At 71.3% G+C, this 26,386-nt stretch carries 23 protein-coding genes; 8 read left to right on the plus strand and 15 right to left on the minus strand.

What is annotated here, in order from left to right:
* Positions 1–39 precede the first annotated feature (39 nt).
* The 4 genes from ACWD02_RS32605 to ACWD02_RS32620 all read right to left on the minus strand — a co-directional run bounded on the left by ACWD02_RS32605 (position 40) and on the right by ACWD02_RS32620 (position 6,134).
* Positions 40–2,469, minus strand: a complete 2,430-nt coding sequence (locus ACWD02_RS32605) for a glycoside hydrolase family 3 C-terminal domain-containing protein (RefSeq protein ID WP_451217036.1) — start codon at positions 2,467–2,469, stop codon at positions 40–42.
* A gap of 68 nt (positions 2,470–2,537) precedes the next feature.
* On the minus strand, positions 2,538–4,292 hold the full coding sequence (locus tag ACWD02_RS32610; protein ID WP_451217039.1) for a discoidin domain-containing protein: 1,755 nt from the start codon (positions 4,290–4,292) through the stop codon (positions 2,538–2,540).
* Between the two features lie 129 nt (positions 4,293–4,421).
* Positions 4,422–5,510, minus strand: coding sequence for a DUF1996 domain-containing protein (locus ACWD02_RS32615; RefSeq protein ID WP_451217042.1), 1,089 nt, complete (start codon positions 5,508–5,510; stop codon positions 4,422–4,424).
* A 390-nt stretch (positions 5,511–5,900) separates the two neighbouring features.
* Positions 5,901–6,134 carry a hypothetical protein gene (locus ACWD02_RS32620; RefSeq protein WP_451217045.1) on the minus strand — a complete coding sequence of 78 codons (234 nt, stop codon included), beginning with the start codon at positions 6,132–6,134 and terminating at the stop codon, positions 5,901–5,903.
* A 113-nt stretch (positions 6,135–6,247) separates the two neighbouring features.
* Here ACWD02_RS32620 and ACWD02_RS32625 point away from each other — a divergent pair, with 113 nt between their 5' ends.
* The gene (locus ACWD02_RS32625) at positions 6,248–7,267 is read left to right on the plus strand and encodes a YdcF family protein (RefSeq protein ID WP_451217048.1); all 1,020 of its coding nucleotides are present in this window, start codon (positions 6,248–6,250) and stop codon (positions 7,265–7,267) included.
* 39 nt (positions 7,268–7,306) lie between these two features.
* Here the strand turns inward: ACWD02_RS32625 and ACWD02_RS32630 are convergent, their stop codons facing one another.
* Positions 7,307–8,119 (minus strand): LysR substrate-binding domain-containing protein, encoded by an 813-nt coding sequence (locus tag ACWD02_RS32630; protein WP_451217051.1) that lies wholly within the window; start codon positions 8,117–8,119, stop codon positions 7,307–7,309.
* A 57-nt stretch (positions 8,120–8,176) separates the two neighbouring features.
* Here ACWD02_RS32630 and ACWD02_RS32635 point away from each other — a divergent pair, with 57 nt between their 5' ends.
* From ACWD02_RS32635 to ACWD02_RS32645, 3 genes are all read left to right on the plus strand, one after another.
* Positions 8,177–8,575, plus strand: a complete 399-nt coding sequence (locus ACWD02_RS32635) for a DUF5997 family protein (protein WP_451217054.1) — start codon at positions 8,177–8,179, stop codon at positions 8,573–8,575.
* Positions 8,576–8,698: 123 nt separating this feature from the next.
* Positions 8,699–9,469 (plus strand): YqjF family protein, encoded by a 771-nt coding sequence (locus ACWD02_RS32640; RefSeq protein WP_451217647.1) that lies wholly within the window; start codon positions 8,699–8,701, stop codon positions 9,467–9,469.
* Positions 9,470–9,605: 136 nt separating this feature from the next.
* Entirely contained in the window at positions 9,606–9,872 is a 267-nt protein-coding gene (locus ACWD02_RS32645) for a hypothetical protein (protein WP_451217057.1), read from the plus strand.
* 75 nt (positions 9,873–9,947) lie between these two features.
* Here the strand turns inward: ACWD02_RS32645 and ACWD02_RS32650 are convergent, their stop codons facing one another.
* The 5 genes from ACWD02_RS32650 to ACWD02_RS32670 form a co-directional block, all read right to left on the minus strand.
* Positions 9,948–10,073, minus strand: a complete 126-nt coding sequence (locus ACWD02_RS32650; protein WP_451217060.1) for a hypothetical protein — start codon at positions 10,071–10,073, stop codon at positions 9,948–9,950.
* Positions 10,074–10,273: 200 nt separating this feature from the next.
* On the minus strand, positions 10,274–11,431 hold the full coding sequence (locus tag ACWD02_RS32655) for an XdhC family protein (protein ID WP_451217063.1): 1,158 nt from the start codon (positions 11,429–11,431) through the stop codon (positions 10,274–10,276).
* On the minus strand, positions 11,424–13,559 hold the full coding sequence (locus ACWD02_RS32660) for a xanthine dehydrogenase family protein molybdopterin-binding subunit (RefSeq protein WP_451217066.1): 2,136 nt from the start codon (positions 13,557–13,559) through the stop codon (positions 11,424–11,426). Before ACWD02_RS32660 ends, ACWD02_RS32655 begins: the two co-directional genes overlap by 8 nt.
* Complete coding sequence (locus tag ACWD02_RS32665; RefSeq protein WP_451217069.1) at positions 13,556–14,548, minus strand: FAD binding domain-containing protein; 993 nt, start codon at positions 14,546–14,548, stop codon at positions 13,556–13,558. The genes ACWD02_RS32660 and ACWD02_RS32665 overlap by 4 nt, the downstream gene beginning before the upstream one ends.
* Positions 14,545–15,099: a 2Fe-2S iron-sulfur cluster-binding protein gene (locus tag ACWD02_RS32670; protein WP_451217072.1), complete on the minus strand. Its 555-nt coding sequence runs from the start codon at positions 15,097–15,099 to the stop codon at positions 14,545–14,547. The genes ACWD02_RS32665 and ACWD02_RS32670 overlap by 4 nt, the downstream gene beginning before the upstream one ends.
* Before the next feature lie 243 nt (positions 15,100–15,342).
* Here ACWD02_RS32670 and ACWD02_RS32675 point away from each other — a divergent pair, with 243 nt between their 5' ends.
* Positions 15,343–15,918, plus strand: coding sequence for a TetR/AcrR family transcriptional regulator (locus tag ACWD02_RS32675; RefSeq protein WP_451217075.1), 576 nt, complete (start codon positions 15,343–15,345; stop codon positions 15,916–15,918).
* Here the strand turns inward: ACWD02_RS32675 and ACWD02_RS32680 are convergent.
* Entirely contained in the window at positions 15,884–17,350 is a 1,467-nt protein-coding gene (locus ACWD02_RS32680) for an MFS transporter (RefSeq protein ID WP_451217650.1), read from the minus strand. The genes ACWD02_RS32675 and ACWD02_RS32680 overlap by 35 nt on opposite strands.
* 164 nt (positions 17,351–17,514) lie before the next feature.
* Here ACWD02_RS32680 and ACWD02_RS32685 point away from each other — a divergent pair, with 164 nt between their 5' ends.
* Both ACWD02_RS32685 and ACWD02_RS32690 read left to right on the plus strand, forming a co-directional pair.
* Positions 17,515–19,791 (plus strand): FUSC family protein, encoded by a 2,277-nt coding sequence (locus ACWD02_RS32685; RefSeq protein ID WP_451217078.1) that lies wholly within the window; start codon positions 17,515–17,517, stop codon positions 19,789–19,791.
* Between the two features lie 54 nt (positions 19,792–19,845).
* Positions 19,846–20,901: a phosphotransferase gene (locus ACWD02_RS32690; RefSeq protein ID WP_451217081.1), complete on the plus strand. Its 1,056-nt coding sequence runs from the start codon at positions 19,846–19,848 to the stop codon at positions 20,899–20,901.
* Between the two features lie 25 nt (positions 20,902–20,926).
* Here the strand turns inward: ACWD02_RS32690 and ACWD02_RS32695 are convergent, their stop codons facing one another.
* Together ACWD02_RS32695 and ACWD02_RS32700 are read right to left on the minus strand one after the other, a co-directional pair.
* Complete coding sequence (locus tag ACWD02_RS32695; protein ID WP_451217084.1) at positions 20,927–21,652, minus strand: tyrosine-protein phosphatase; 726 nt, start codon at positions 21,650–21,652, stop codon at positions 20,927–20,929.
* Entirely contained in the window at positions 21,649–22,329 is a 681-nt protein-coding gene (locus tag ACWD02_RS32700) for a TetR/AcrR family transcriptional regulator (protein WP_451217087.1), read from the minus strand. Before ACWD02_RS32700 ends, ACWD02_RS32695 begins: the two co-directional genes overlap by 4 nt.
* A gap of 117 nt (positions 22,330–22,446) precedes the next feature.
* On the opposite strand from ACWD02_RS32700, the gene ACWD02_RS32705 reads away from it, so the two are divergent.
* Complete coding sequence (locus tag ACWD02_RS32705; RefSeq protein ID WP_451217090.1) at positions 22,447–23,433, plus strand: NAD(P)-dependent alcohol dehydrogenase; 987 nt, start codon at positions 22,447–22,449, stop codon at positions 23,431–23,433.
* Between the two features lie 927 nt (positions 23,434–24,360).
* Here ACWD02_RS32705 and ACWD02_RS32710 read toward each other — a convergent pair.
* Entirely contained in the window at positions 24,361–25,104 is a 744-nt protein-coding gene (locus ACWD02_RS32710; protein ID WP_451217093.1) for a hypothetical protein, read from the minus strand.
* Positions 25,105–25,217: 113 nt separating this feature from the next.
* Positions 25,218–26,312: a cation diffusion facilitator family transporter gene (locus tag ACWD02_RS32715; RefSeq protein WP_451217096.1), complete on the minus strand. Its 1,095-nt coding sequence runs from the start codon at positions 26,310–26,312 to the stop codon at positions 25,218–25,220.
* Positions 26,313–26,386 lie beyond the last annotated feature (74 nt).

Raw genomic sequence — 26,386 nt, forward strand, 5'->3', positions numbered from 1 at the left:
CTGCGGGCTCGCCTCGCAGCGGCATGAGCAGCGGCAGCCCTACCCGCGCACCATCGCCGTCAGGGGCAGATCTCCGGCGCTGGGGCCCGCGAGGATCTGCCAGACACCCGCCTCGGTCCGCCACCGCCGCTCGTCCACGTCCCAGTGCCGCAACGCCCTGGCCGGTACCTCCACCGACGCCGTCACCGTCGCCCCCGGCTCCGCCCGGACCGCCGTGAAACCCGCGAGCCAGCGGACGGGGCGCTCCACGGCGGAGTCCGGCCGCGCGAGGTAGACCTGCACCACCTCACGTCCCGGGCGCGCGCCGGTGTTCCGCAGCCGCACCTCGACGGACAGGGCTCCGCCGCCCCGCCGCTCTCGCGCTCTCACGGCGCGAAGGCGGTCATAGCTCCACGTCGTGTAGCCCAAACCGTGGCCGAACCAGTAGGCGGGTTCGCGGCCCGAGCGCAGCCAGGCGCGGTAGCCGACGTGCAGGCCTTCCGCGTAGGTGAGCGTGCCGTCCCGTGGCCGGGTCTCGCGGACCGGTGCGTCCGCCAGCGTGGCTCCCCATGTGGTGGGCAGGCGGCCGCCCGGCTCGGTCTGCCCGAAGAGGACGTCGGCGAGCCCGGCCCCCGCTTCCTGTCCGGGGAACCACGACAGGAGTAGCGCCCCGGCCTGTTCCCGCCACGGCAGTTCCACGGGCCCGCCCGAGTTGACCACGACCACGGTGCGCGGATTCGCGGCGGTGATCGCCGCGACCAGTTCGTCCTGACGGCCGGGAAGGGTGAGCGAGGTGCGATCGTGCCCCTCCGACTCGCTGCCCTCGGTGGTGCCGACGACGACCACGGCGACCTCCGCGGCCCGCGCGGCCTCCACCGCTTCGGACAGCGCATGCTCGGGGTCCGGTTCGGGCTCCGCGGCACTCACGACGACGGCGCGACCGGTGTCCGGAGCCAGTTCCCTGCGGGCCACGACATGCGCGCGATGGCCCGCGGGGAGCCATACCGAGGCGTGCCGGCGTGGAGGGTCGAGATGAATCACCGCGGGGTCCTCGGTGTCCCGCGCGAAATCACCTTCGACCAAGTCTTGTCCGTCCACCGAGAGACTCATCCGGCCGTAACCGCCCACGCCGAAGGTCCATTTGCCCTCCTCTCGCGTGCGCACCAGCGCGCTGACCTCGACGGTGTGGGCCTCCGGTGCGAGAGGTGGCTCCAACTGCCGCCCGGAAAGGCGGTGTTCCGCGGACAGCTCACGCCCGTCCGCGGTCAGCACCCGCAGCAGTACGCCGGGTTCCCCGGTGAGGGGGTTCTCGCACCGCGAGGCGTCCAGCGGCCTCGGCTGCCCGCCCAGGTCCGGCCCGGGCGCGTGCAGGATCCGGGCCCGCCCCCGCAGCCGGGCCCGGATCCCGTCCAACGGTGTGACGACATCCGCCGGGAAGACCCCGGCACTGCCTTCTCCCTGGAGCCGCGGTGCCGAGGCGTGCCGGCCGATGACCGCCACGCTGCACAGAGCGGACGCGTCCAGGGGCAGGATGTCCTCGTTGCGCAGGAGTACGGTGCCGCCCGCGACGGCCCGGCGCAGCAGACGGCGGGCGGTGCCGCTGGGCCAGGCGCGCGGCGGGAGCCTCCGGCCGCCGCCCAGCGCGCCGACGCGATCGGCCAGGGTGAGCAGGCGCAGCACCTTGTCGTCGATCGCCTGCTCAGGGACGGTGCCGCTGCGGACCGCGGCCACCAGAGCCGCGCCCCACGGACCTTCGGGACCGGGCATCGCGAGGTCCTGGCCCGCTGCCGCGCTCTCGTCTGTCAGACGCACGGCGCCCCAGTCGGAGACGACCACCCCGTCGAATCCCCACTCTCCTTTCAGCGGTTCGGCCAACAGTCCGTTGGCGGTCATCGTCGTGCCGTTCACGCCGTTGTAGGCGCTCATGACGAGCCATACGCCCGCTCGGACAGCCGCTTCGAAGGGGGCCAGGTACACCTCGCGCAACGTCCGCTCGTCCACCCGCACGTCCAGGGTGAGCCGCTCGGTCTCCGAGTCGTTGGCCACATAGTGCTTGGCGGTCGCGGCCACCCCATGGGTCTGGATGCCGCGGATCAGGGCGGCCCCGGTCCGCGCGGCCAGCTCCGGGTCTTCGGCCAGGCACTCGAAGTGGCGCCCGCCCAGCGGTGTGCGATGCAGGTTCAAGGTGGGCGCCAGGACGGCGTGCACCCCCTTGCGCCGCGCCTCCAGGGCGAGCAGTTCGCCGAGTTCCCCGGCCAGTCGCTCGTCCCACAGCGCACCCAGCGCGGAGGCGGAGGGCAGGAGCAGCGAGGGGCGGCGCTCGTCCCACTCCTCCCCCCGCACACCGGCGGGACCGTCCGAGAAGACCATCTCCCGCAGCCCCACGGCAGGTTCGGACCGGGAACGCCACACGGTGGCCCCGGTCAGCAGCCCCACCTTGCGCTCCAGGCCCAGCCTGTCCACGAGCCGCAGCAGTTCGTCGCGCGTCATTCTGTGCTCCTCCTGCCCCGACGGGGAAGCGGCGCCGAAGTCGGATCGGTCCCGGATCAGGCGTCACCTCACTTGTAGACGCCGAACTCGTAGAGCGAGTAGCCGTATCCGGTGCCTCGCTCGGTGCCGTTGATCCGCACGTAGCGGCCCGAACCGTTCACGTCGAAGTCGTCGACGCCGCCGTTGCCGCCACGCACCTCGTGCACGGTCCGCCAGTTCTGCCCGTCGTCCGAGGTCTGGATCGTGTACGTCTTCGCGTACGACGTCTCCCAGTTGAGCTGGATGTGCTTGAAGGAGGTCGTGGAGCCCAGGTCGACCTGGAGCCACTGCGGATCGCTCCAGTCACTGGCCCACCGAGTGCTCTGCTTCCCGTCGACCGCGTTGGCCGCCGTGCACGGGCAGTCGCCGCTGCCCGGCTGGAAGGACGAGGCGGTCGCGGGCTTGCCCTGGGCGATGTTCGTGCCGTCGACCGGCGGCACCACCACGCGCACGGACCGGGTCTCGATGCCGACGTTGCCCTTGCCGTCGCTGACCTTGACGTAGATCTTCCAGACGCCCGGCTTGTCCGGGGCCGTGACCTTCAGGCGGCCCGCCCCCTGGTCCGTGACGGCCAGCGGGGTGAGGTCCTTGCTCTTGTCCACGTACATGCTGTTGGCGAGCACCTCATAGGAGAGCGCGTCGCCGTCGGGGTCGCTGACCTTCGTCGTGAGCGTGAGCGGACTGCCCGCCGCCACCTTGCCCGCATCACCGTCGACGGCCAGATCGGTGATGACCGGCGGGGTGTTGTCACCGGCCGTGCTGCCCTTGTAGGCCTTCTTCACGGCGTAGTACGAGAGCCTCTTCTGGCCCGCGGGAAGCAAGTTGAACCACACGCCGCCGAAGTCGTACTCCGTGCCGTAGTGGAACATGGTGGCGCCGAGCGCGACGCCCCGGTGGCCGGTGACGCAGTCCCACGCCTTGGTGTAACCGGCGGCCTTCGCCCGGTCGGTGGGCTCCTCTGGAACGCCGTTGGCGTCGTCGGGGACCTCCCACTCACCGGCGGGCCCCGTCTCGGTGACTATGTAGGGCTTGTCGTAACCACCCTGCTCCCAGTCGGACTTGACGTCACACGTGGCGTCGTAGGCGTTGACGGCGTACAGGTCGAGGTCGGGGGCGTTCTTCTTGTAGTACGGCCAGGCCCCGGTCCAGGCGTCGGTGGACGTGACGGGGTGGTTGGGATCGACCGCGTGGATCTTCTTGGCGACGTCGTTGACGAAGGTGGTGTACGCGTTGCGCTGCTTCTCCAGTTCATCGCCGGCGTAACAGTTCTGCAGGCCGAGCACCGACTCGTTGCCCACGTTCCACATCAGGACACCGGGGTGGTCCTTGTAGGTGCCCACCCACTTGGGGAATTCCGCGAGCATCTGGTTCTTGTACGCGGTGTCCGTCAGGTAGTTGACGCAGCCGCCACTGCCCGGGCCGCCGCCGGGTTGCAGCCAGAAGCCCGCGACGACCTTGACGCCATGGGCGGCAGCGGAGTCGAACAGCGGCTTGCTGGAGGCGTCGGTGCCCCAGGTCCGGATGGTGTTGACGCCCATGGACCGCAGATCAGGCATGTACTTGTCGACGTCGGCGACGGACGGGCCCCAGGTCAGGCCCTTGACCTGATAGGGAGAGCCGTCGACGGTGAGCTGCCAGTTGCCTTGCGAACCGGTCACCTTCACGACGCTGCCGGCCGCGTGCGCCGGCTGGGCGGGGAGCACGAGCGCGGCAGTCACGAGCAGGCCCGCGGTGGCGGGCGCGACGATGCCGCGCAAGGAGCGAGCGGTACCAGGTCTACGCATGGGTGTCTCCTGGGCGAGGGGGGCGGGGAGGATGCGGAGTGGGGTGCGAAGGGGTTGCGGGGTGGGGCGCGGGGTGGGGTGGGGGCACCTGCGAAGGGCGGAAGGGAGTCCGCCCTTCGCAGGCCGGGGTCACGGCAGCTCGTAGTTCTCGTCGAGCGCCGCTCCCGCTTCGGGGTGGGTCTGGTCATAGCCGCGCGGGTCGCACTGCAGACCGCCGACGATGCAGTGGTCCACCAGCGCTTTCAGCGTCGCGTCGTCCCATGCGCTGAAGAAGTCGTAGTGGAAGGAGTGGCCCGTCCCACTCGCCAGGCGGACCTTCGACATGTCCCCGTTGACGGGGAACGCCATCTTGAACTCGATCATGGGCAGGGCGACGGGGTGGCTCGTCGGGCAAACGTTGTCGTTGGTTCCGTCCTTGACCACCGGGTAGGACATGTGGCTCTGGTGGTCGGGGGCGTCCAGCGTCTTGCCGTTCCAGCAACTGGGCGCCTGGAAACGGATGTTGAGCTGCGTGTCGCGCGTCGTGGGGCAGTTCTTGGGGAAGTCGACGTTGAAGTAGCTCTCCCCGCACTCCCACCCCTCGACGAAGCCGGGGTGGTCACGGAACTCCTGCGCGCTCTGCATCGGACTGCCGACGACGAACCTGAGACCCTTGGGGAACGGCCGCACGCTCGTGTAGTCGGTGACCCCGGCCTTGTAGTAGATCGTCTGATCCCCGACGGGCCGCACCTCCTTGTCGCCGTTGAACAAGGTGGGCATCCAGTACGCCGACCGGTCGCCGGGGGCGAGGCACTTGGTGGAGCCGGCGTCCAAGGACGCCGTGGTGCTGTGCGCGTTCGTCGTGGTGTTCCCCATGAACGTGTGGTCGTGCGACTTGCCGGGCTGCCCGGGATAGACGATGGGGTCATCGGGAGCGGTGTGCGTCACCGAACAGTGCGCCTGGAACTCATGGAAGTAACGGTGCGGCGGCTGCGCCGCCGACGGCTTGGCGCCGGTCACGGGCTGACTCGCGGGTATGTACCCGTCTTCGTCGGCGTCCTCCGCCGACATGCGGGTGGACGCGGCCATGGTGTGCCCCGCGTGGGATGTCGCGGCCTTCGACGTCCGGGACTCGGACGCGTGGTCGGCGCTCACCGCGATGCCGCCGATGCCGAGTGAGCTCAGTATCAGGGCGCCGGCGATCAGCGCTCCCGAGATCGTTCTCGATCTCCGTGCCATGGAGACCTCCTGCCACGTGGAGAGGGATGGGGGGATCGGCCTGCCGGGAGCCGTGGCCGTGCACTCCCGGAGGACGGAGCAGAGCACCCCTGACCGCGAACAGGCCGGGAGAGCGCTCTCCCGGAGTGTTCCCACCGTGACGCGAGCGTGTCAAGAGAGGAGGAACGACTGAAGGCCGTCAACTACGGCCCGACGGAGGGTGTGTGCCCTACGAGGCCACCCTCGCGCACCGTCATGTCGGACTTACGGCCACAACTTCCCTCTGTTCAAGGGGTGCTGAGGGGGCTACTCTCGGGAGAGCGCTCTCCAACCGGCGCGAACTTACGGGTCGGCCGAGTAACGAAAAGCGGGGCCGGGACGCGTACGTCCCGGCCCCGCGTCGGTCGAGCTTCAGAGCCCTTGGGTGCTGGAGATGTCCGGGGCGACCACACCGACACCGGCGCCGGGCGCCGACGACGGGGCGGCCTCGTCCCACTGCCCGGCGTCATCCACCACATCCAGGGCGCCCGCCGCACGGGCGGGCCCCCTCACGTCCGCGGTGTCCGCCCCCTGGGGCGGACTGATCGCGGCGATGACGGCCCCGGCGGCGAGAGAGGCAACGGCCAGTACGCTTCGCTTCTTCATACCGGGGTCAACTCCCCTACGCCCATAAGGGCACGGCCTGACCCCCGAGATCACTACAGCGGACGTCTACGGTTCGGTCCGGGACCGGGGTTGACGGAGCCTACGCTGTGCGGATGTTGCTCTACGCCCCCGCGGCACTCCTCTTCCTCGTCTTCTGCGTGCGCGTGGTGCGCGAGCGCAGGAAGTTCAGCAATGCCGTGATCCTGGGGCTCGCCGTGCTCTGCGCGCTCGCGGCCTGGCTGTTCCAACTGGTCAGGTCCGGCTCGGCCTCGGGTCAGGCCGTGGCGTGGGCGCTGCTGGTCCTCGGCGCCCTGAGCATCCTCGTGCTGACGTGCTTCCTGTTCTCCAACGGCCTGCAGATGGTGCGCAAGGAGGGCAGGAGCCCGACCAACCTGCTGTCGCTGGTGGCGGCGTTGGCGATCCTGGCGGTCGTGGCGCTGGTGGTCATGGCCGTGGTCGTACGGACGCCGGTGTGGGTCGGGGTGGGAACGGCGGCCGGTGGCCTTGCCGCCTATCTCGCGTTCCTGTTCCTCTGCTTCGTCTGTTACGCGTTCCTCTACGGGCGGCTGCGGGTGCACCGCAAGGCCGACTTCGTGGTGGTGCTCGGCTCGGGGCTCGTCGGCGGGTCCACCGTGCCGCCCCTGCTGGCCAGTCGCCTCAGGCGGGCGCAGTCGGTGCACGCGCGCCTGGCCGAGCGGGGCGACGCACCGGTGCTCATCACCTCGGGGGGCCAGGGGCCGGACGAGGATCTGCCGGAGTCCCACGCGATGGCCGACGATCTGATCGCCCACGGGTTCCCCGCCGCCCTGATCGAGCGGGAGGACCGCTCGACCACGACCGACGAGAATTTGCGGTTCAGCAAGGCGATCATGGAGAAGACGAAGCCGGACTACCGGTGCGTCATCGTCACGAACAACTACCACGCCTTCCGTGCCGCCCTCACCGCCCGGCGGACCGGGATCAAGGGCCAGGTGGTGGGTGCGCCCACCGCCGCGTACTTCTGGCCCACCGCGACGATCCGTGAGTTCGCCGCTGTCCTCGTCGCCTACAAGCGGACCAACGCGGCCATCTGCCTGCTGCTCGTGCTCGGCGGGGTGCTCGCCTGGTGGGCTCAGCGCAACGGCGCCGGGTGACGCGCGTCGGCCGCCTTCCGGTGGGGGTTACGAGTGGGGCTAGGAGCGACGGCGGGGCTTGCCCCGCTTGGCGCCCTTCGGCGCGCCGCCGGAGCCGCCGCGTGCGTTCTTGCCCGACTTTCCGGCGGGCTTGCCCGTCTTCGCTGCGGGCTTGCCCGTCGTCGGCTTGCGACGTGCGGTCCCCTTGTCGGGGCTCGTGCGCTTCGACTGGTCCGCTGCCGAGGCGCCCGCGGGAGTCTGGGAGCGGCCGCGGGAGCTGTTGACGGTGCGCCCTCGCACGATCCCGATGAAGTCCTCCACCAGATCGGTGGTGGCGTCCTCCGGCCAGGACAGCGCGACCCGCGACTCGGGGGCTTCGGTGAGCGGCCGGTAGGTGAGGTCCTTGCGGTGGTGCAGACGGGCGAGCGACTGGGGGACGGCGAGGACGCCGATGCCCGCCGCCACCAGCTCGATGGCATCCGCCGTCGTCGCGGGGCGCTCGTTCGCCGGCTGTCCGGGCAGGTTCTCCCACGGGAGGGTGTCGTCCAGGGGGTGCAGGATGATCTCGTCCGCCAGATCCTCGGCGGTCACTTCGTCGACCGCCGCGATCACGTGATCCTTGGGGATCACCACGACCGTCGTCTCGGTGTAGAGGGGGATCGCACTGAGGTCCGTACGGTCGACGGGGAGCCGTACGAAACCGGCGTCGGCGCCGCCGCCGCGCAGGAGCTCGAAAGCCTCGCCCGGGTCCACGGCCACAAGGGTCAGCGGCACGTCGGGCAGCCGCTCGTTCCAGATCCGCACCCATTTGGTGGGTGTCACCCCCGGGACGTACGCGAGCCTGAAAGAAGGGGTTACCTGCGAGTCCGTCACTCCGCCAGGTTACCGGTCGTGGTCGGCGGTAGCTCACACGCTCGATACCCTGGGGACATGACGTCGCACCAGACCGCCCAGACCATGAAGCCCGCGACCGCGGCGAAGAAGCTGGGTGTGTACCTCGAGGCCACCCCCGCCGAGTTCCAGGAGGGTGTCGTCTCGCGCACCGAGCTGAACGCCCTGCAGACCGAGCCGCCCGAGTGGCTCCAGGAGCTGCGGCGCAACGGACCGCACCCCCGGCCGGTCGTCGCGTCGAAGCTCGGTGTGTCCATCGCCGGTCTCGCGCGTGGCGGGCTCACGGAGGCCCTCACCACGGAGCAGATCGAAGCGATCAAGACCGACAACCCGGAGTGGCTGCACAAGGAGCGCGCCACCCAGGCCGAGGTCCGCAAGGAGACGGTACGCATCAAGGAGAAGAACGCCGCGGAGCAGGAGCGCCGGTCGCGTTCCTGACCTCACCCCGGCTCCGAGCCCCCGGACACTGACGCGGTCAGCCGGGGGCTCAGTCATGCCGTGCGGCGCCCCGTCCTGATGTCCGACCCCGTGGCGGGCGTCGCCGGGACCCCTGCGATGCTGATGAGTGTGGTCCTCACCCCCGCCGTGCCGGAACCGATAACTGCCGATCCGCCCGCCTCCGCCGAGAACCCGCTGCTCACGCAGTCGTGGCTGGACCTTGCCTTCGTGCACTGGGCCGTGGACCCCGCGGAGGTCGCGCCGCTCCTGCCGGCCGGTACGGTTCCCGATCTCCACGACGGGGCGACCTATGTGGGTCTGGTCGCGTTCCGCATGCACCGGGTCGGCTGGTTCCGGCTGCCGGGCATCCCGTACCTGGGCACGTTCCCCGAGACCAACGTCCGCCTCTACTCGGTGGACGCTCATGGCCGCCGCGGTGTCGTCTTCCGTTCCCTGGACGCCTCTCGCCTGATTCCGGTGGCGGTCGCGCGCGGCGCCTTCCGGCTGCCGTACCAGTGGTCGCGGATGAGCATCCGGCACAGCGGTGACACCGTCTCGTACACGAGTGCGCGGCGCTGGCCGGGGCCGCGGGGCGCGCACAGCCGTATCGCCGTGCGGGTGGGCGAGCGGGTCGAGGACCCCACCGATTTCGAGCACTTCCTGACGGCCCGGTGGGGCATGCACAACACGTTCTTCGGACGGCAGATGTTCCTGCCGAACGTGCATCCGCGGTGGCCGCTGCACCGGGCCGATCTGATCGAGTGCGACGAGGACCTGATCGCGGCCGCGGGGCTGCCGCGGCCGGTCGGGGACCCGGTGAGCGTGCTGTACTCGCCAGGTGTCCCGGTCCGTTTCGGACGGCCCGCGCGGCCTGGCGGCATTCCGACTCCGTGAGGCCGGTGTGGGGGCGGGCGCGGCGGCAACCTCCGTCGGTGCGGACCGAGTTCACTCACGGACCCGTGACGTGACGCCGGGCCGCGGGGAGGAAAAAGGTGCGGCTGAGCAGGTCGCCCGGTCCTATGCTGGGCGCATGATCGATCTGCCGCTCTCCGCGCTGGAAGTCGCCATGGTCGAGGCAGGCACATCGGCCTCGGACGCACTGCGCACCTGCGACGGCGCGGCCCGGGAACCGCAGCAGGCCCATGGCACTCCGACGTCGGTGGGCTCGCGGCTCGCGCGGATCGCGGAGGACACCGGAGCCGACGAACTGATGCTGGTCACGCCGGTCTACGACCTCGCCGATCGCGTGCGGTCGTTCGCCTTGGTACGTGAACTCAGTACTGGACCCGCTACGTGAACTCTGCACGGCGCCCCATGGAAAGGGGGCCGCCAAGGGGCGCCGCTGAACGGCTGTCCAGGGCTGCTCAGGCCCTCAGAGATCGCGGCGGAAGAACTCCACGATCACTGCCCACAGGGCTCGGCCGATCAAGGCCGCTGTGACGCGTGTGGCGAGTTCCCGCCCCACCTCTGTCCGCTTGGACGACTGACGTTCGGTCATATCTCCTCCTCTCGGTTCGGTCAGGGCACCAGATCGACCGCTTCGAAACGGTCGGTCCCAGCGCCCCGCCCCCCAACGCGAGGAAGAGACAGCGTCAACGTACCTTCAGGCACGCCCAGTTCGGAACCACGCCAGCGTGAGACAGCCGTCGAGCGCCGTGGTCGGTTCACGACCACGGCGCTCGGCTGTCACCGGACTTGCTAGGCGGCGTGGGACCCGGTGGTTCCCTTGCGCCGTTCGGCGTCCGCGTCATGGTGGATCGGTGCGCCCGACCCGGTCAGCGGAGCACCCGTCCCGCCCCTTCGCGCCGCGATGATCTCGGCCGCGATGGACAGGGCGGTCTCCTCCGGCGTGCGGGCCCCGAGGTCAAGACCGATCGGGGAGTGCAGACGGGCCAACTCCTCCTCGGTGACGCCGACTTCACGCAGCCGTGCGTTGCGGTCCTCGTGGGTGCGGCGGGAGCCCATCGCGCCGACGAACGCGACCGGAAGCCGCAGGGCCACCTCGAGGAGAGGGATGTCGAACTTGGCGTCGTGGGTGAGGACGCACAAGACCGTGCGGCCGTCGGTCGCGGTGTCCCGGAGGTAGCGGTGCGGCCAGTCGACCTCGATGTCGTCGGCCTCGGGGAAGCGGGCCTTCGTGGCGAAGACCGGACGGGCGTCGCACACGGTCACGTGGTAACCGAGGAACTTGCCGGTGCGCACCAGGGCCGCGGCGAAGTCGATCGCCCCGAAGACGATCATGCGGGGCGGGGGCACGGACGACTCGACGAACAGAGTCAGGGGTTCCCCGCAGCGCGATCCGCTCTCCGAGACGTCGAACTCGCCGGTGCGGCCCGCGTCCAGCATGGCGCGGGTCTCCCCCACCACCGTACGGTCGAGGTCGGGATGTTCGTCCAGGCCTCCTTCGTACGAGCCGTCGGGGTGGACGAGCACGACCCTGCCGAGGAGTTCGGCCGGGCCCCGGGCGACACGGGCGATCGCCGCCGCGTCGCCGCGGGCGGCGGCCCAGAGCGCCGCCGCGAAGACCTGCCTGCCCGGCGCGTCCGCGCCGAGCGGCGTGACCAGGACCTCGATCACGCCGCCGCAGGTCAGGCCGACCGCGAAGGCGTCCTCGTCGCTGTAGCCGAACCGCTCGCGCACGGACGCGCCGTCCTGGAGGGCCTGGACGCACAGGTCGTACACCGCGCCCTCCACACAGCCGCCGGAGACCGAACCGATGACCGTGCCCTCGCTGTCGACGGCGAGGGCGGCGCCGGGCGGGCGCGGCGCGCTGCCGCCCACCGTGACGACGGTGGCGACGGCGAAGTCCCGGCTCTCCTGGACCCAGCGGTTCAGTGCTGCGGCGATGTCAAGCACCCGGGGCTCCTCCCGCGTTCAGGACACGGTCGGGGCGGATGGGCAGTTGGCGGTGGCGTACGCCGGTGGCGTGCCAGACCGCGTTGGCGATCGCCGCGGCGGCCCCCACGATGCCGATCTCGCCGATGCCCTTGATGCCGACCGGGTCGTCCGCGTCCGTGTCCTCCACCCAGTCCGCCTCGATGACCGGCACGTCGGCGTTGGCGGCGAAGTGGTAGCCCGCGAAGTCGGCGCCCACGTGGCCGCCCGTCGCCTGGTCGCGGTGGGCCTCCTCGTGCAGGGCCATGGACAGGCCCCAGGTCATGCCGCCGACGAACTGGCTGCGCGCGGTCAGCGGGTTGATGATGCGGCCCGCCGCGAAGATGCCGAGCATGCGCCGCACCCGCACCTCGCCGGTGGTCACGTCGACGGCGACCTCGGCGAACTGCGCGCCGAAGGAGTGGCGTTCCTTCTGGGCGAGCGCTCCGACGGCCGCGCTGGTGTCGGACCGGACGGTGATTCCCTGCGGCGGGATGTCGCCGCCCAGGGCCAGTTGCTCCCGCAGGTCGGCCACCGCTGTCCTGACGGCCCAGCCCCAGGAGCGGGTGCCCATCGAGCCGCCGGAGATCGCCGCCGGCCCGAAGTCGCTGTCACCGATGCGCACGCGGACGCGGTCCTGGGGCACCTCAAGGGCTTCCGCGGCGATCAGGGTCAGCGCGGTGCGTGCCCCCGTACCGACGTCCGCCGCGTTGATCCGCACCGTGAAGGTGCCGTCGGCCTCCGCCGTCGCGGCCGCGGTGGACGGCGCGACGATCACCGGGAAGGTGGCGGCCGCCGTGCCGGTGCCGAGCAGCCAGCGCCCCTCGCGGCGCAGGCCGGGACGCGGGTCCCGGTCGGCCCAGCCGAACCTGCGGGCGCCCTCCTGGAAGGCGGAGAGCAGGTTGCGGCTGGCGAAGGGCAGCCCGGAGACGGGGCCCACGTCCGGTTCGTTGCGGGCGCGCAGCGCGATCGGGTCCACACCGCACCGCTCGGCGAGTTCGTCGAGCGCGGACTCCAGGGCGAACGAGCCCGGGGCCTCGCCGGGAGCACGCATGTAGGTCGGCGTCGGCACGTCGAGGCGCACCACGCGGTTGACGCTGCGATGGGCGTCGGCGGCGTACATCGGACGCCCGAACCCGGCGCTCCCCTCGATGAACTCGTGGACCGTCGACGTGAGGCTGTGCGCCTGGTGGTCGACGGCGCGCAGCCGCCCGTCGGCGTCGGCGCCGAGCCTGACGCGCTGGGCGGTGGGGCTGCGGTAGCCGGTGAGCGTGAACAGCTGGCGACGGCTGAGGACCACCCGGACGGGGCGGTCGAGCAGCGTCGCCGCCATCACGGCGAGGATCTGGTGGACGCGCACACCCTTGGACCCGAAGGCGCCGCCGATGTGCTCGGACCGTACCCGTACCGAGGCGGGGTCGAGCGAGAACAGCTTGGCCAGTTCGTCCGCGACCCAGGTGCTGCCCTGGTTGGAGTCGACGACTTCGAGGCGTCCGTTGTCCCAGCGCGCCATCGCCGCATGCGGTTCCATCGAGCCGTGGTGCTCTTCGGGGGTGGTGTACTCCTCGTCCACGACATGCGCGGACGCGGCGAGTTCGGCCTCCAGGTCCCCCTTCTCCACCAGGTGGTTCTCGCCGTCCGGCGTGTACGTGCCGGGGTGCTCGGCGGAGAACGCGACGTCGTGCGGCTCCTCCTCGTACCGCACCACCAGCGCTTCGGCGGCCTCTCTGGCCTGCTCGGACGTCTCGGCGACGACCAGCGCCACCGGCCAGCCGACGAAGGGCACCCGGTCGTGCTGGAAGACCTCCACGATCGGGTCGGGTACGCCGAGCATGCCGACGTAGTCCCCGTCGACGCGCGGCGCGTTGCCGTGGTGCAGGACGGCCAGCACACCGGGCATCTCGCGCACCGGATCCGACTCGACCGACAGGACACGGCCGCGGGCGATGGTGGACAACACCAGCCAGCCGTGGGCGAGTTCGGCGAAGGGGATCTCTCCCGCGTACCGGGCCGCGCCGGTGACCTTGTCCAGTCCCTCCACGCGGGTGTACGAAGCGCCGACGGCGCCCGACGCCGGGGAGGACGTGGTCGTCGTGGTCTGCGCCGTCATCGGGTCGTCTCCTCGGTGAGCTCGGTCAGCAGGGCGACGACGAGGTTGCGCATCAACGTCACCTTGTAGCCGTTGTCGGGCAGCGTGCTGGCGGCGGCCAGTTCGGCGTCCGCGGCGGCGGCGAACGCCTCGGCGGTCGCGGGAGCGCCGGTCAGGACCCGCTCGGCCTCGCGGGCGCGCCACGGCCGGGACGCCACCGCGCCGAAGGCCAGGCGCACTTCGCGTACGACGCCGTCCTGGACGTCGAGGGCCGCGGCGATCGAGCCGATGGCGAAGGCGTACGACGCGCGCTCGCGCACCTTGCGGTAGCGGGAGTGGGCGGCGACCGGCGCCGGCGGCAGGGTGATGCCGGTGATGAGCGCGCCGGACGGCAGCGCGGTCTCCAGGTGCGGGGTGCTGCCGACGGACAGATAGAAGTCGGCGAGCGGCAGTTCGCCGGTGCCCTGTGCCGTCTCGTACGAGATGACGGCGTCGAAGGCGGCGAGCGCCACGCCCATGTCGGAGGGGTGCGTGGCCACGCAGTGCTCGGTGGCGCCGAGGATGGCGTGGTTGTGGTGTTCGCCCTCGATGGCGGGGCAACCGCTGCCGGGGGCGCGTTTGTTGCAGGGTTTGGACAGGTCGGCGAAGTAGCCGCAGCGGGTGCGCTGGAGCAGGTTGCCGCCGACGGTGGCCATGTTGCGCAGCTGGCCCGAGGCGCCGGCCAGGACGGCTTCCGCCAACGCGGGGTAGCGGCGCCGCGCTTCGGGGTCGGCGGCGAGATCGCTGTTGGTGACGGTCGCGCCGATCCGCAGCCCGCCGTCGTCCGTGGTCTCGATGCGGTCGAGGGGCAACTCGCGTACGTCGATGAGCAGTCCGGGCCGCTCCACGCCGGTCTTCATCAGGTCGACGAGGTTCGTGCCGCCGCCCAGGACGCGCGCGTCGGGGTCGGTGCCGAGCAGCGCGACCGTGCCGGGGACGTCGAGCGCCCGCTGGTAGCCGAATTCCCTCATGCCACGGCCTCCGTGCCCTTGGTGTCGGCGGCTGCCGCCTGTGCGACCGCCTGGACGATCGACACATACGCGCCGCAGCGGCACAGGTTGCCGCTCATGCGTTCCCTGATCTCGTCGGCGCTCAGTTCGGGAACGCCCGCTTCGGGCCGTACGTCCGTGGTCGCGGCGCTGGGCCAGCCCGCCGCGTGTTCCTCGATGACCGCGATGGCCGAACAGACCTGTCCCGGCGTGCAGTAGCCGCACTGGTAGCCGTCGAGGTCGAGGAAGGCCTGCTGCACCGGGTGCAGCTTGTCGCCGTCCGCCACGCCTTCGATGGTGGTGATCTCGCGCCCCTCGGAGGCGACGGCGAGTTGCAGGCAGGAGACGGCGCGGCGCCCGTCGATCAGCACCGTGCAGGCGCCGCACTGTCCCTGGTCACAGCCCTTCTTGGTGCCGGTCAGATCGAGGCGCTCGCGCAGGGCGTCGAGCAGGGTGGTGCGGTGGTCGACGGGCAGCGTGTGCTTTTCGCCGTTGATGTTCAGCGTGATGGCGCTGGACGTCGATGGGGCCACGATCAGCCTTCTTTCGCTTCTGTCAGCTTGCGTCAGCTTTAGTCAGCTTGTGTCACGTAAAAGCGGGATCGTCGCGTTAGGCGGTCCCGACGGAGGCTTCGGGAGGTGGTGGCGCTGTGCGTAAGGGGGGTCTGCCGGTATGGTGACCCTAAGCGGACAGCTGTCCGTTAGCTTCAAAACTTAACGGACACCTGTCCGCTTAGCAAGAGTGGCCCGGGCCGCGATTCTCGGGAGGAGTGACGAGTGCACGAGAAGAAGGACGCACAGCTGCGCTCGGACGCGCAACGAAATCGCGAGCGCATCCTGGAAGTGGCACTGGCCGAGCTGACCCGCTCGGCGGATGCCCCGCTCAGCACCATCGCCAAGAAGGCGTGCGTCGGGCAGGGCACGTTCTACCGCAACTTCCCCAACCGCGAGGCCCTCGTCCTTGAGGTCTACCGCTACGAGGTCCAGCAGGTCGCCGACACCGCCTGTCAGCTCCTTCAGACCCGCCCGCCGGACCAGGCCCTGCGGGAGTGGATGGACCGCCTCGCCCAGTACGCCATGGCCAAGGCCGGCCTCGCCGACGCGATGCGCAAGGCCACCAGCACCCTGGGCACGCTGGCCGGAGTGGGCCACGGACCCGTGACCTCGGCGGTCACACTCCTCCTGAAGGCGAACGAGGAGGCGGGCACCATCCGGCCCGGCGTCACCCCCGACGACTTCCTGCTCGCCATCGCGGGCCTCTGGCAGATCGACCCGCACGGCGACTGGCAGTCACGCTCCGGACGCCTTCTCGATCTGGTCATGGACGGACTGCGCGCAGGAGCGCCCCGCTGACGCCTGCCGCGGCCAGCAGGATCACGAAGGCGACCATCAGCGCCGAGGTGTAGCCGTGCACGGAGGCCGCCGTGCGCGTGGCATCCGCGGTGGACGCCAGGTAGGACGCGCCCGCGCCGGCCGCGACCGTGTTGAGCAGGGCGGTGCCGAGCGCGGCGCCCAGTTGCTGGGAGGCGTTGTAGGCCGCCGCCGCGGCTCCGATGTCGTGCGGGGGCAGGCCCGCGGTGGCAAGGCTCGCGGTGGGAGGCAGAACGCAGCCGAGGCCAAGTCCGGTCAGGACCAGCGCGGGCACCAGGTAGAGGCCGAAGACATCCGTGCTCTGCGAGGTCAGGCGGGTCAGCAGCAACATTCCCGCCGCCGCGGCCAGCAGCCCCGGCACGATCAGCGCGGCGGGCCTGACACGAGCGTGCAGCCTCCCGGCGATGAGCGTCGCACCGACCAGGGCGGCCAGAGCGTTGATGATCAGGGTCAGGCCCGCCTCCACGGGTGAGTAACCGAGGACCGTCTGCGTGTAGTAGCTCATGAACAGGTAGAAGCCGAACATCGCGACGAACAACAGGGTGATGGAGACGAACGCTCCGGCGCGGGCACGATGCACCAGCACCCGCATCGGAAGCAGTGGCCGCGGCGCCCGGACCTCGACGGCGGCGAACGCGGCGAGCAGCAGGACACCGGCCGCGAGCAGGACGAGGACCTTCGGCGCACTCCAGCCGAGCGGCTCGGCCTCGTTGAAGGCGTACACGATCGCTGCGAAGCCCGCGGCGCTGAGCAGGGCGCCGGCGACGTCGAGCCGCCCCTCGCCCCGGACCGGCCGGTCCCGCGGCACGAACGTCGCGCCGAGCACGGCGAGCAGGGCCACGGGCACGTTGACGTAGAGGCACCAGCGCCAGCCGGCGTACTCGGTAAGCAGTCCCCCGGCGACCAGGCCGACCGCCGATCCCGCGGCGCCCACCGCGGCGAACACCCCGAAGGCCCGGCCGCGTTCGCCCGGCTCGGTAAAGGTGATCGTCAGCAGGGAGAGGCCCGCGGGTGCGAGGAGCGCGGCGAAGACCCCTTGCAGGGCACGCGCCCCGAAGAGCATCTCGGGATTCACGGCCGCCCCGCCGAGCGCGGACGCGGCGGCGAAGCCGACGAGCCCGATGAGGAACGCACGCCGGTGGCCCAGCGCGCCGCTGACCCGGCCGCCGATGAGCAACAGCCCGCCGAAGGCAAGCGCGTACGCGGTGATCGCCCACTGCCGGCTCGCGTCGGACATGCCGAGTGCGCTCTGCGCGGAGGGGAGTGCGATGTTCACGATGGTTCCGTCGAGGACCACGAGGAGCTGGGCCGCGCTCACCGCGAGGAGCGTCCACAGGCGCCGTCGGGCGGGGGTGGGGCGTCGGGTTGTTTCCCGGGTTTCAGGGGCGTCCGCACACGGCTCGGCCCCGGTCATTGCGTCATCCGCTGGATTCATGACTTCAAGTGTTTCGTTGAAGTCGCCCCGGAGACTTTGCCCCTCCTGCTGTCGGCCGCCCGGCCGTATCACGCTGTGAACCCTCAAGCCCCGGTTGCAGCCCGCCGTGACAGAATCTCCGCCTGAGCAGCGGCGATGAGGGTGTGAGCGCAGTGAGACGGCGGACCAGGACCGGCACATGGGACCGCTTTGTGGCCTCGGACCCGGGGCTCCTGCGCTTGATGGCGGGCCTGCGGACGGTCGGTGCGATCGGGCTCACGCTCGTCGTCCTCGCGCTGCTCGGCACCGATGTCACCCACATGGTCGCGGGCGCCATGACCGCGATGGTCTCCACCTTCGCCATCAAGGAGAAGGAGGTGCGCGGCCAGGCGATCACGCTCGCGCTCGGACTGCCCGTCGCGATCACGGCGATCTCCCTGGGTGCGCTGCTGCACGACCAGGTCGTCGCGGGCGACATCTTCTTCATCGCGCTGATCTTCGGTGCCGTCTACAGCCGCCGGTTCGGCGACCGGGGCACCGCCCTCGGCCTGATCGGCTTTCAGGTCTACTTCGTCTCCCTGTTCGTCGGCGCCACGGCATCCGCCCTGCCCAGCCTGTGCCTGGCCCTTGCCGTCGCCTTCGTGTGCAGCGCCGTCGTACGGTTCGCCGTCGTGCCGGAGACGCCGGGGCGTGATCTGGGGCGGCTGCGCGTCGCCTTCAGGGCGCGGCTCGCGCAGCTGGTGGCCACGCAGATCGAGCTTCTCGACGCCACGCCCGAGCAGTTGGAGAAGGTCCTCACCGAGCTGCGGCGCGGCACCTCCCGGCTGCACGAGACGGCCCTGATGATCCAGGGGCGCCTCGAGGAGGGCACCCCTGACGCGGCCACGGCGACGCTGGTCCAACGCCGCGTGGCGGACGCGGAGATCGCCGCCGAACGCCTCGGCGCGCTCCTCCTCAACGCGCGCAGCGCCGAACGCGCGGACACCCTGACCCTGTATCTGCCGCACGCCCCCGTGCCGGCGACGGGGACGCGCATCCGCGCCGAGGACGACGCCACGGTCACCCTGCGCCGGGACCTGAACGCGCTGCACCTGCTGGTCGGCCGCCCGGTCGCCGACGACCGGGGCACGGCCCTGGCCCACGTACGCAACCGGCTGCTCGGCTACCGCGACGAGGACAATCTGCCGCGCGCCTCGATGGCGGTCCAGGACGTCTTCCGCGGCATCGGTGAGGCGGCCCGAGCCGTCCTCGGCCTGCGGATCGCCCTCGACGGTCCCCAGGACGAGTCCGACGACTCACCGGCGACGACCCGCTCCCGCGAGGAGTTCGACGCCGAGGACATCGCGATCGGCGTCGAGGAGATCGCCGAACCCGAGGAGGACGACCGCACCGGCCTTCGGCGCCCCACCACCCGGGCCGCGTTCCAGGTCGCGGTGGGCTCGACCCTGGCCATCATCGGCGGCGAGTTCCTCTCCACCCAGCGCTGGTACTGGGCGGTGCTCACCTGCTGGGTGGTCTTCCTCAACACCGCGTCCACGGGCGAGATCCTGGTCAAGGGCTACCGAAGGCTCCTGGGCACGGTCCTCGGGGTGGTCGCGGGTGTGGCGCTCGCGGGTCTGGTGGGCAACCACACCTGGGTCGCGTTCGCGCTGGTCCTGCTCTTCATCTTCGCGATGTTCTTCACCGCTCCCCTGTCGTACGCGCTCATGTCCTTCTTCGTCACGGCGATGCTGGGCCTGCTCTACACCCTCCTGAACACCTACAGCCTCGCCGTGCTCTGGCTGCGCATCGAGGAGACGGCCCTCGGCGCCGCCTGCGGCATCATCGCGGCGGTCCTCGTGCTGCCGGTGCACACCGACCGCCGCACCGACGACCTCCTGAACACGGTCCTGACCCGCCTCGCCGACGTCATCTCCGCGTCGGTCGAGCAGCTCAGCGGCGGCCCGGCGGCCGATCTCCTGGACAAGGCGCGGGACCTGGACACCGCGCTCGACGATCTGCGCGCCTCCATCCAGCCGCTGACCCACCCCATCACCCCGCTGCGAGGCCGCCGCAGGACCGCACGCTATCTGGTGGCGCTCCTGGAGACCTGCGCCTATCACGCCCGCTCCCTGGCGGCGACGGCCGAACTCGTGCCGTACAGCAAGAACGTCGCGGCCGACCCCCGGCTCGAACGAGCCGGCCTGCGCATCGCCCACAACATCGAGGTCATCGCCGCGTACGTGGAGGACGACAAGGCCACCGGCGAGGTCGAATCGGGCGCCAGCATCGCCTCGATGCTGGAGGCCGAGGGCTCCGGCGCCCCGCGCTCGGGCACCGTCACCTACCGCGTGCTTCGCCACCTGCAACGCCTGGACGAAGGCGTGGTGGGCCTCGCCCGGCCGCTGGACGTACCGGTCGCGGGGCGGGGCACCTCGGCGGGCAAGGCCCCGCGGGTCTGACCCGGCTCCCGGTCAGGGGGCCGTGCACATGGCGGCGCATGCCAGGATGAGCCAATGATCGGAAAGCCCGGCGTCAGCAGCGGAGACCTCGTCCGGCACGTCCGGGCCGCCTACGGCCTGCACGTCGTCGACGTCGATCCGACGGCCCCCGGTGCGGACGCCGAAGCCGCCACCTACCGCCTCGCCTCGCACGACGGCACGTACTTCCTGAAGCTGCGGCCCGGAGCCGCGGACGACACGACGGCGCCGCTGCAGAGCTTTCTGGCCGAAGCCGTCGACGCCGTTGCCGCCGAGGCCAGAACCGGTTTCGAGGCCGCTCGCGTGGTCGCGCCGGTGCCCGACCGCCACGGCCGGCTCTCGACGCTCCTCGATGGGTACGCCGCTGTCCTCTACCCCTTCGTGGCAGGGCGCAGCGGCTTCGACACATCCCTGACACGTGACCAGTGGACGGCGCTGGGGATCTCCGTGCGTGCTCTGCACGGGATCGGCCTGCCGCCCACCCTGCGCTCGACGGTCCGGGTGGAGACGTACAGCCCGACATGGCGTGACAGGGTGCGCCATCATCTGGCCACCGACACACCACCGGAGCGTCTGCCCGACACCTCGGCGAGAGAGTTGGCCGCCATTCTCAGGGCCCGTCGGCGGCAGCTGACCACCCTCGTCGAGAGGGCCGAGCAGCTGGCGGCGGAGCTGCGCGGGAACCAGGGCGAACTGGTGCTCTGCCATGGCGATCTGCACGCCGGGAACGTCATGGTCACCGACGACGGTGCGGTCGTGGTGGTCGACTGGGACGATCCCGTGCTGGCGCCGCGGGAGCGTGACCTGATGTTCGTCGGCGGCGGCGTGGGCGGCGTCTGGAACGATGCCGCCGAGTGCGCCGCCTTCTACCGGGGCTACGGCACGGAAGAGATCGACGCGCGGACGCTCGCGTACTACCGGTGTGAGCGCATCGTCCAGGACGTCGCCGAGTACTGCGATCAGTTGCTCGTGGGCACGCCCCGCGAGGGGGACGGCGATCGCGAGCTGAGCCTGCGTCACTTCGCGGGCCAGTTCCGGCCGTACGACGTCGTCGACATCGCCGAGCGGACGTACGCCGCTCTCCGGGGCTGAGCCGCCGCCCCGTCGCAGCGGTGGTTCAGTTCAGCAGCCGCGTGCGCAGACGGTCGATCAGGGCGTCGTCGACGCCGAGTTGCTCGACCGCGTAATCGCGTACCGAGCCATGGGTGTCGGTCAGGTCCGCGAGGAAGAGACGCATGATCTCTTCGGGGGCCCGCCCGTACCCGGGCCAGTTCAGGTGCCGGTCCGGGTGGCCCGCCTTCCAGTCCGCGATCAGCCGGTCCGTGGCCAGCTCGGTGAGGGCGAAGTCCTCGGCGATGACGTCCTCTTCGACGCCGAGCAGCGCGAGGACGAGCGCCGCGAGGAGCCCGGTGCGGTCCTTGCCCGATGCGCAGTGGAAGACCTGCGGGGCATCGCCGGACGCGATGACCTCCAGCGCTTGGCGCAGTTCCTCGGCGCCGTCGAGGGCGACCTCCGCGTACCGGTCGGCAAGATATCGCCAGGGGTCGAGGCCGGGGTCGATCTCCGCCTGGTCGTACGGGCGGTGCTCCACGCTGAGGTTGACGTAGGTGAGCCCCTCCGCCTCGGGGACCCGCCCCTTGGCCTCGATCTCCCACGGGTAGCGCAGGTCGATCACGGTGCGGATGCCCAGCGAGAGGAAGAGATCCCAGTCGGCGCCCCGCAGCTTGGCCAGCGAGTCGGAGCGGTACAGACGCCCCCAGCGCAGCGTGCGCCCGTCAGAGGTCCGATAGCCGCCCAGATCGCGGAAGTTGTGCAGGTACTCGAAGTCTATGTGTCGTCTCACCTGCGGAATCCTATGTCGCCGAAGTCGAGGGGAATCGGCGCGGGAAGGGGCTCGGCGGGGGCGGCGCGATCGGCGCGGAAGGAGTCGATGAGGTAGGCGACGAACCGCCGCGACGCGGCGAGGGCCGCCTCGGTGGAGTCCGCGGTGATGCCGCCGTTGGCCATCAGGATGAGAGGGAGGTCGGCCGGGTCGAAGTCGGCACGCAGTCGGCCGGCGTCCTTCGCGCGGCGTACCAGCTGCTCGAAGCCGCGCTCAGCGCGCCGGCGCTCCCGTTCGAAATCCATGGCGTCCGGGAACGCCGTCATGAACGCTGCGCTGAATCCACGGTCGACCACGTGCATGGCGCACACCTTCTCGATGACCGTACGGAATCCGTGCCAGGGGTCGGGGTCCGCCAGGGCGACGTCGACGACGCCCACACACGCCTTGAGCTGATCCGCGAAAACTTCCGTGACCAGCGAATCCCGCGTGGGAAAACGGCGGTAGAGCGTGGCGACGCCGACCCCGGCCCGGCGGGCGATGGCAGCGATCGGCACGTCGAGGCCACGCGCGGCGAACAGTTCACGGGCGGCTTCGAGAACGCGCCGGCGGTTGTGGAGCGCGTCCGCGCGCAGCCCCTCCCCGGCGGCCGGTGCGAGGCTCGTCTCCGGCCGCATCCGAGACGAATCAGCAGGCATGTTTCTCACATTAGCTCAAGTGGACGCCCCGCTCCGTTTAGCGGGTTAGCGTCGCTGACAGTGACATCCGACGGCCTCGGACAGGGCCATGACGGCGACAGGTGAACGATGAGTGACATGCGCGCGGCTCTGTACGACGGGTACGGCTCTCCGGAGGTGCTGTACGAAGGGACGGTGCCGAAGCCGGTCGCGTGCCCCGGTGAGGTGCTGGTCCGTGTCCATGCCGCCAGCGTGAACGGCGGCGAGCTGACGGGCCGGGCAGGGAGGATACGGCTGGTGACGGGGCTCGCCGGGCGGGGCTTTCCCAAGCGCACCGGGATCGACTTCGCCGGTGAGGTGGCGGCCCTGGGCTCCCCCATGCCCGCTCTCGCGCCGGGCGACCGGGTGTGGGGAGCCCTACCGAGGTCCCAAGGCTTCGGCAGCGCGGCGGAGTTCGTGGTCGTACGGCCACGGCAGCTGGCCCTCGCACCGGCCGGCCTTGACCTGGTCCAGGCCGCGGCCCTGCCCGGCGTCGGCACGACGGTGATCACGGCACTGCGGGACAAGGCCCAAGTGGCGGCGGGCGAGCGGCTGCTGGTTCGCGGCGCGAGCGGCGGCGTCGGAAGTGCGGCCGTCCAGCTGGGGCGGGCGTACGGCGCGCACGTCACGGCGCTCGCGGGGGCCAAGAGACTCGACTTCGTGCGGGACCTCGGAGCCGACAATGCCTTCGACTACGCGACCACCGACGCGGCCGGCCTCGGCCCCTTCGACGTCGTCCTCGACACGGTGGGCACGGAGTTGGGCACGTATCGCCGACTGCTGGCGCCGGGCGGCCGCATGGTGTCGGTGGCCTTCGACCCGAGTCGTATGGCGGCGTCACTCTCGTACATCGTCGGGTCCGCGGTGTTCGGTCCGCGACGTGTGCGGTTCTTCAGCGGCAACCCCGGCCATCAACTCCTCGCGGAACTGACGCGGTTGACCGAGAGCGGGGCGATCCGGCCCGTCGTGGACACGGTGTACCCGCTGGCCGACATCGCCGGGGCGCACCGCGCGCTGGAGGCGGGCGGGGTCCGCGGCAAGCTCGTGGTCGACGTCAGGGCTTCGCAGTCGGTGAGTTCGGGCTGAGGGTTCTCGGCGTGGGTAAGCCCGCCAGCAGGAATGCCGCCGCCTCCCGCACGCACGCACGCGGGGGCGTCGGGCCCGCGGGCCACCAGATGAGCCGCCGTCCTCCCGAGCGTCTGGATCGCCCGTACGGACCCGATGCCGGCGGCGCGCGGAGCGAGCTCGGCCATGAGGTCCTCGGCCTCTCTCCATGCCCCGGCCCGCGCCAGGGCCGCCAGGAGTTGCGCGGTGAAGAGGCTCCGGTAGGAGGGGCCGGGCGCGGTGGCCGCCTCGTGCAGGAGGGGGATGGCCTGGTCCCACTGGTGCAGCCTGGCCAGTACCCAGCCCCGGTGGCCGAGCAGCTCGGTCCGGTCGATCCACCAGGCCCAGGGCGGATCGTGGCGCGAGAGGCCGTCCAGGAACCGGCTGCGGGCGCGGTCCATGAGGTCCATGGACGCATGGTGGCCGCCGAGCATGGCGATCGCGTGCGCCCGGCGGATCAGGACGAGACTGCTGACCCTGGCACGGAGCGTGCGCGTGCCCGGCACACGGTCCGCGCTCTCCAGGGCGGTGCGCGGCGCTCCCGTGTGGGCCAGGAGCATGCTGTCGTTCAGCAGCACGAACCGTGCCGTCCAGCGGTCGCCGCAGAGCTCCGCAAGGGCCAGCGCCCGCAGGTTCATCCGGTGGGCCGCGCGGTAGAAGCCCGCGTCGAAAAGGATCCACCCGATGACTTCGCACAGCTCGGCGAGGGCGGCGAGCGCGTCGCTGTCCTGCGTACGCAGGCTGCCGGGATCGGCGGACAGCTCCGGGACGCACCGCAGGGCCTCACGCAGGGCGGGCAGCGCGGAGGTGGCCCCGGACGTGGCGTCGAGGGCCACGAGTCGCTCGATGGTGCGCAGGACCGAGGAGATCACCCCGCAATGATCGCGCATGCCTCGACGCGGCCACCGGTCAGCGATACACCTCGGCGGAGTGCGAACGGCCCACATCGCGGACGATCTCCAGGCCGAGTACGCGGTCGAGGTGGGCGAACGTCTCGAACTTGGCGCCGCCCGGCACGTCTTCGGCCGTCTCCAGGGCGCCGAGGAGCCGCAGCACGGCCGGGGTGTCGAGGCCGTTCTCCAAGGAGACGCGGGCCTTGTCCACGAAGTCGGCGGGCATCGCCTTGGACGGCTCATCGGCCCAAGCGGCCACGGAACTGCGCCAGTTGGCCAGCTTCTCGCCGGCGGCATCGACGGCCTGTTTCGATACGTCGACGGGCTCGTGGTGCGGGCGGCCGAGCAGGAGCAGCCGCAGGGCGAGCGCGTCCCCGCCCGCCTCCTGGTCCGCATCCGCCCCCGGGGCCCCGCCCTTCGGCGTCACGGCTTCGCCGACGTGCAGCGACAGGCCACCGGCTCCTTCGTACGTACGGCTGGTGAGGTGCACGGTCAGCGGGCCGCCGAGAGCTTCGGCGAGCTCGTCGACGGTGCCGTGGGCGTCGGCCGGACGGATGCCGGCGGCGTCGGCCGCCGCTGCCGGCCGGCAGGTCCACCCGACCAGGACGGTCCGGCCGCGCAGTTCGGCGACGCGGGCCAGCACGTCCGCGACGAGCAGCACGCGCAGACCGGTCAGGTCATCCGGGTCGTCGGCCGACTGCGCGTGGGCACACATCCGCAGCGGTCCGAACCCGGCCAGATCATCAACGATGCTCAGCACATCTCAGAGACTAGGCGTACGGCTCTGCCAAGGCACCTGCCGGAGCGGCCCGCCCCCGGCACCGCGGCCCGATCGCGCCACCGCAGGCGGACGCCGTCCGCCGTCCGCCCGGCTCATACCCCGTGATGCGCGAGCGCCGTATGCGGATCCGACCCCCCGGGTTCCATCGCCGGGTCCGCGTGGACCAGTGCCGCGGTCAGTTTCGGGACCGCGTGCAGCAAGGCGTGCTCCGCGTCGACCGCCACCTCGTGCGCCTCCCGCACCGACAGCTCGCCGTCCACCACGACCGCCACCTCCGCCCGGAGCCTGTGGCCGATCCAGCGAAGGCGGAGCTCGCCCACGCCCCGTACGCCGGGGACCGTCAAGAGCGCCTCTTCCGCCGCGTCGACCAGGGCCGGGTCCACGGCGTCCATCACCCGGCGGAACACCTCGCGCGCCGCGTCCCGCAGGACCAGGAGGATCGCCGCGGTGATCAGCAGGCCCACGACCGGGTCGGCGAGCCGCCAGCCCAGTGCGGCGCCGCCCGCGCTCAACAGGACGGCCAGCGAGGTGAATCCGTCCGTCCGGGCATGCAGACCGTCGGCGACCAGGGCCGCCGAGCCGATCTCGCGGCCGACGCGGATGCGGTAGCGGGCGACCCATTCGTTGCCGATGAAGCCGATGACCGCGGCGGCGGCCACCACCCAAAGGTGCTGCAAGGTACGGGGGTTGAGCAGCCGGTCCACCGCCGCCCAGGCCGCGAAGACCGCCGACGCCGCGATGGTCAGGAGGATGACGATGCCCGCGAGATCCTCCGCGCGTCCGTATCCGTAGGTGAAGCGGCGGGTGGCGGCCCGGCGGCCCAGGACGAAGGCGATGCCCAGCGGGATCGCGGTCAGCGCGTCCGCCGCGTTGTGCACGGTGTCGCCAAGGAGCGCGACCGAACCGGTGAGCACGACGATCACCGCCTGGGCCGCGGCCGTCACCCCCAGAACCGCCAGCGAGATCCACAGCGCGCGCATGCCGCGCGCGGACGATTCCAGCGCCGTGTCGACCTTGTCGGCGGCCTCGTGCGAGTGCGGCTTCACCAGGTGGCCGAGCTTGTGGCGCCACCGAGCCGGCCGGTTCACAACGCCCTGACCGTGACCATGACCGTGGCCATGGTGGTGCTCGTGCGAAGGGTGCGGGTGTCCGTGCTGCTGTCCTACGTGTCCGTGCTGCTCACTCACGTGTACGGCCTTCCGACGCGGGACGGAGAGTGGACACCACGAGGTGCCCGAGCCCATTATGTGCGTATGAGCGC

The organism is Streptomyces sp. NPDC002853 (assembly GCF_053591915.1).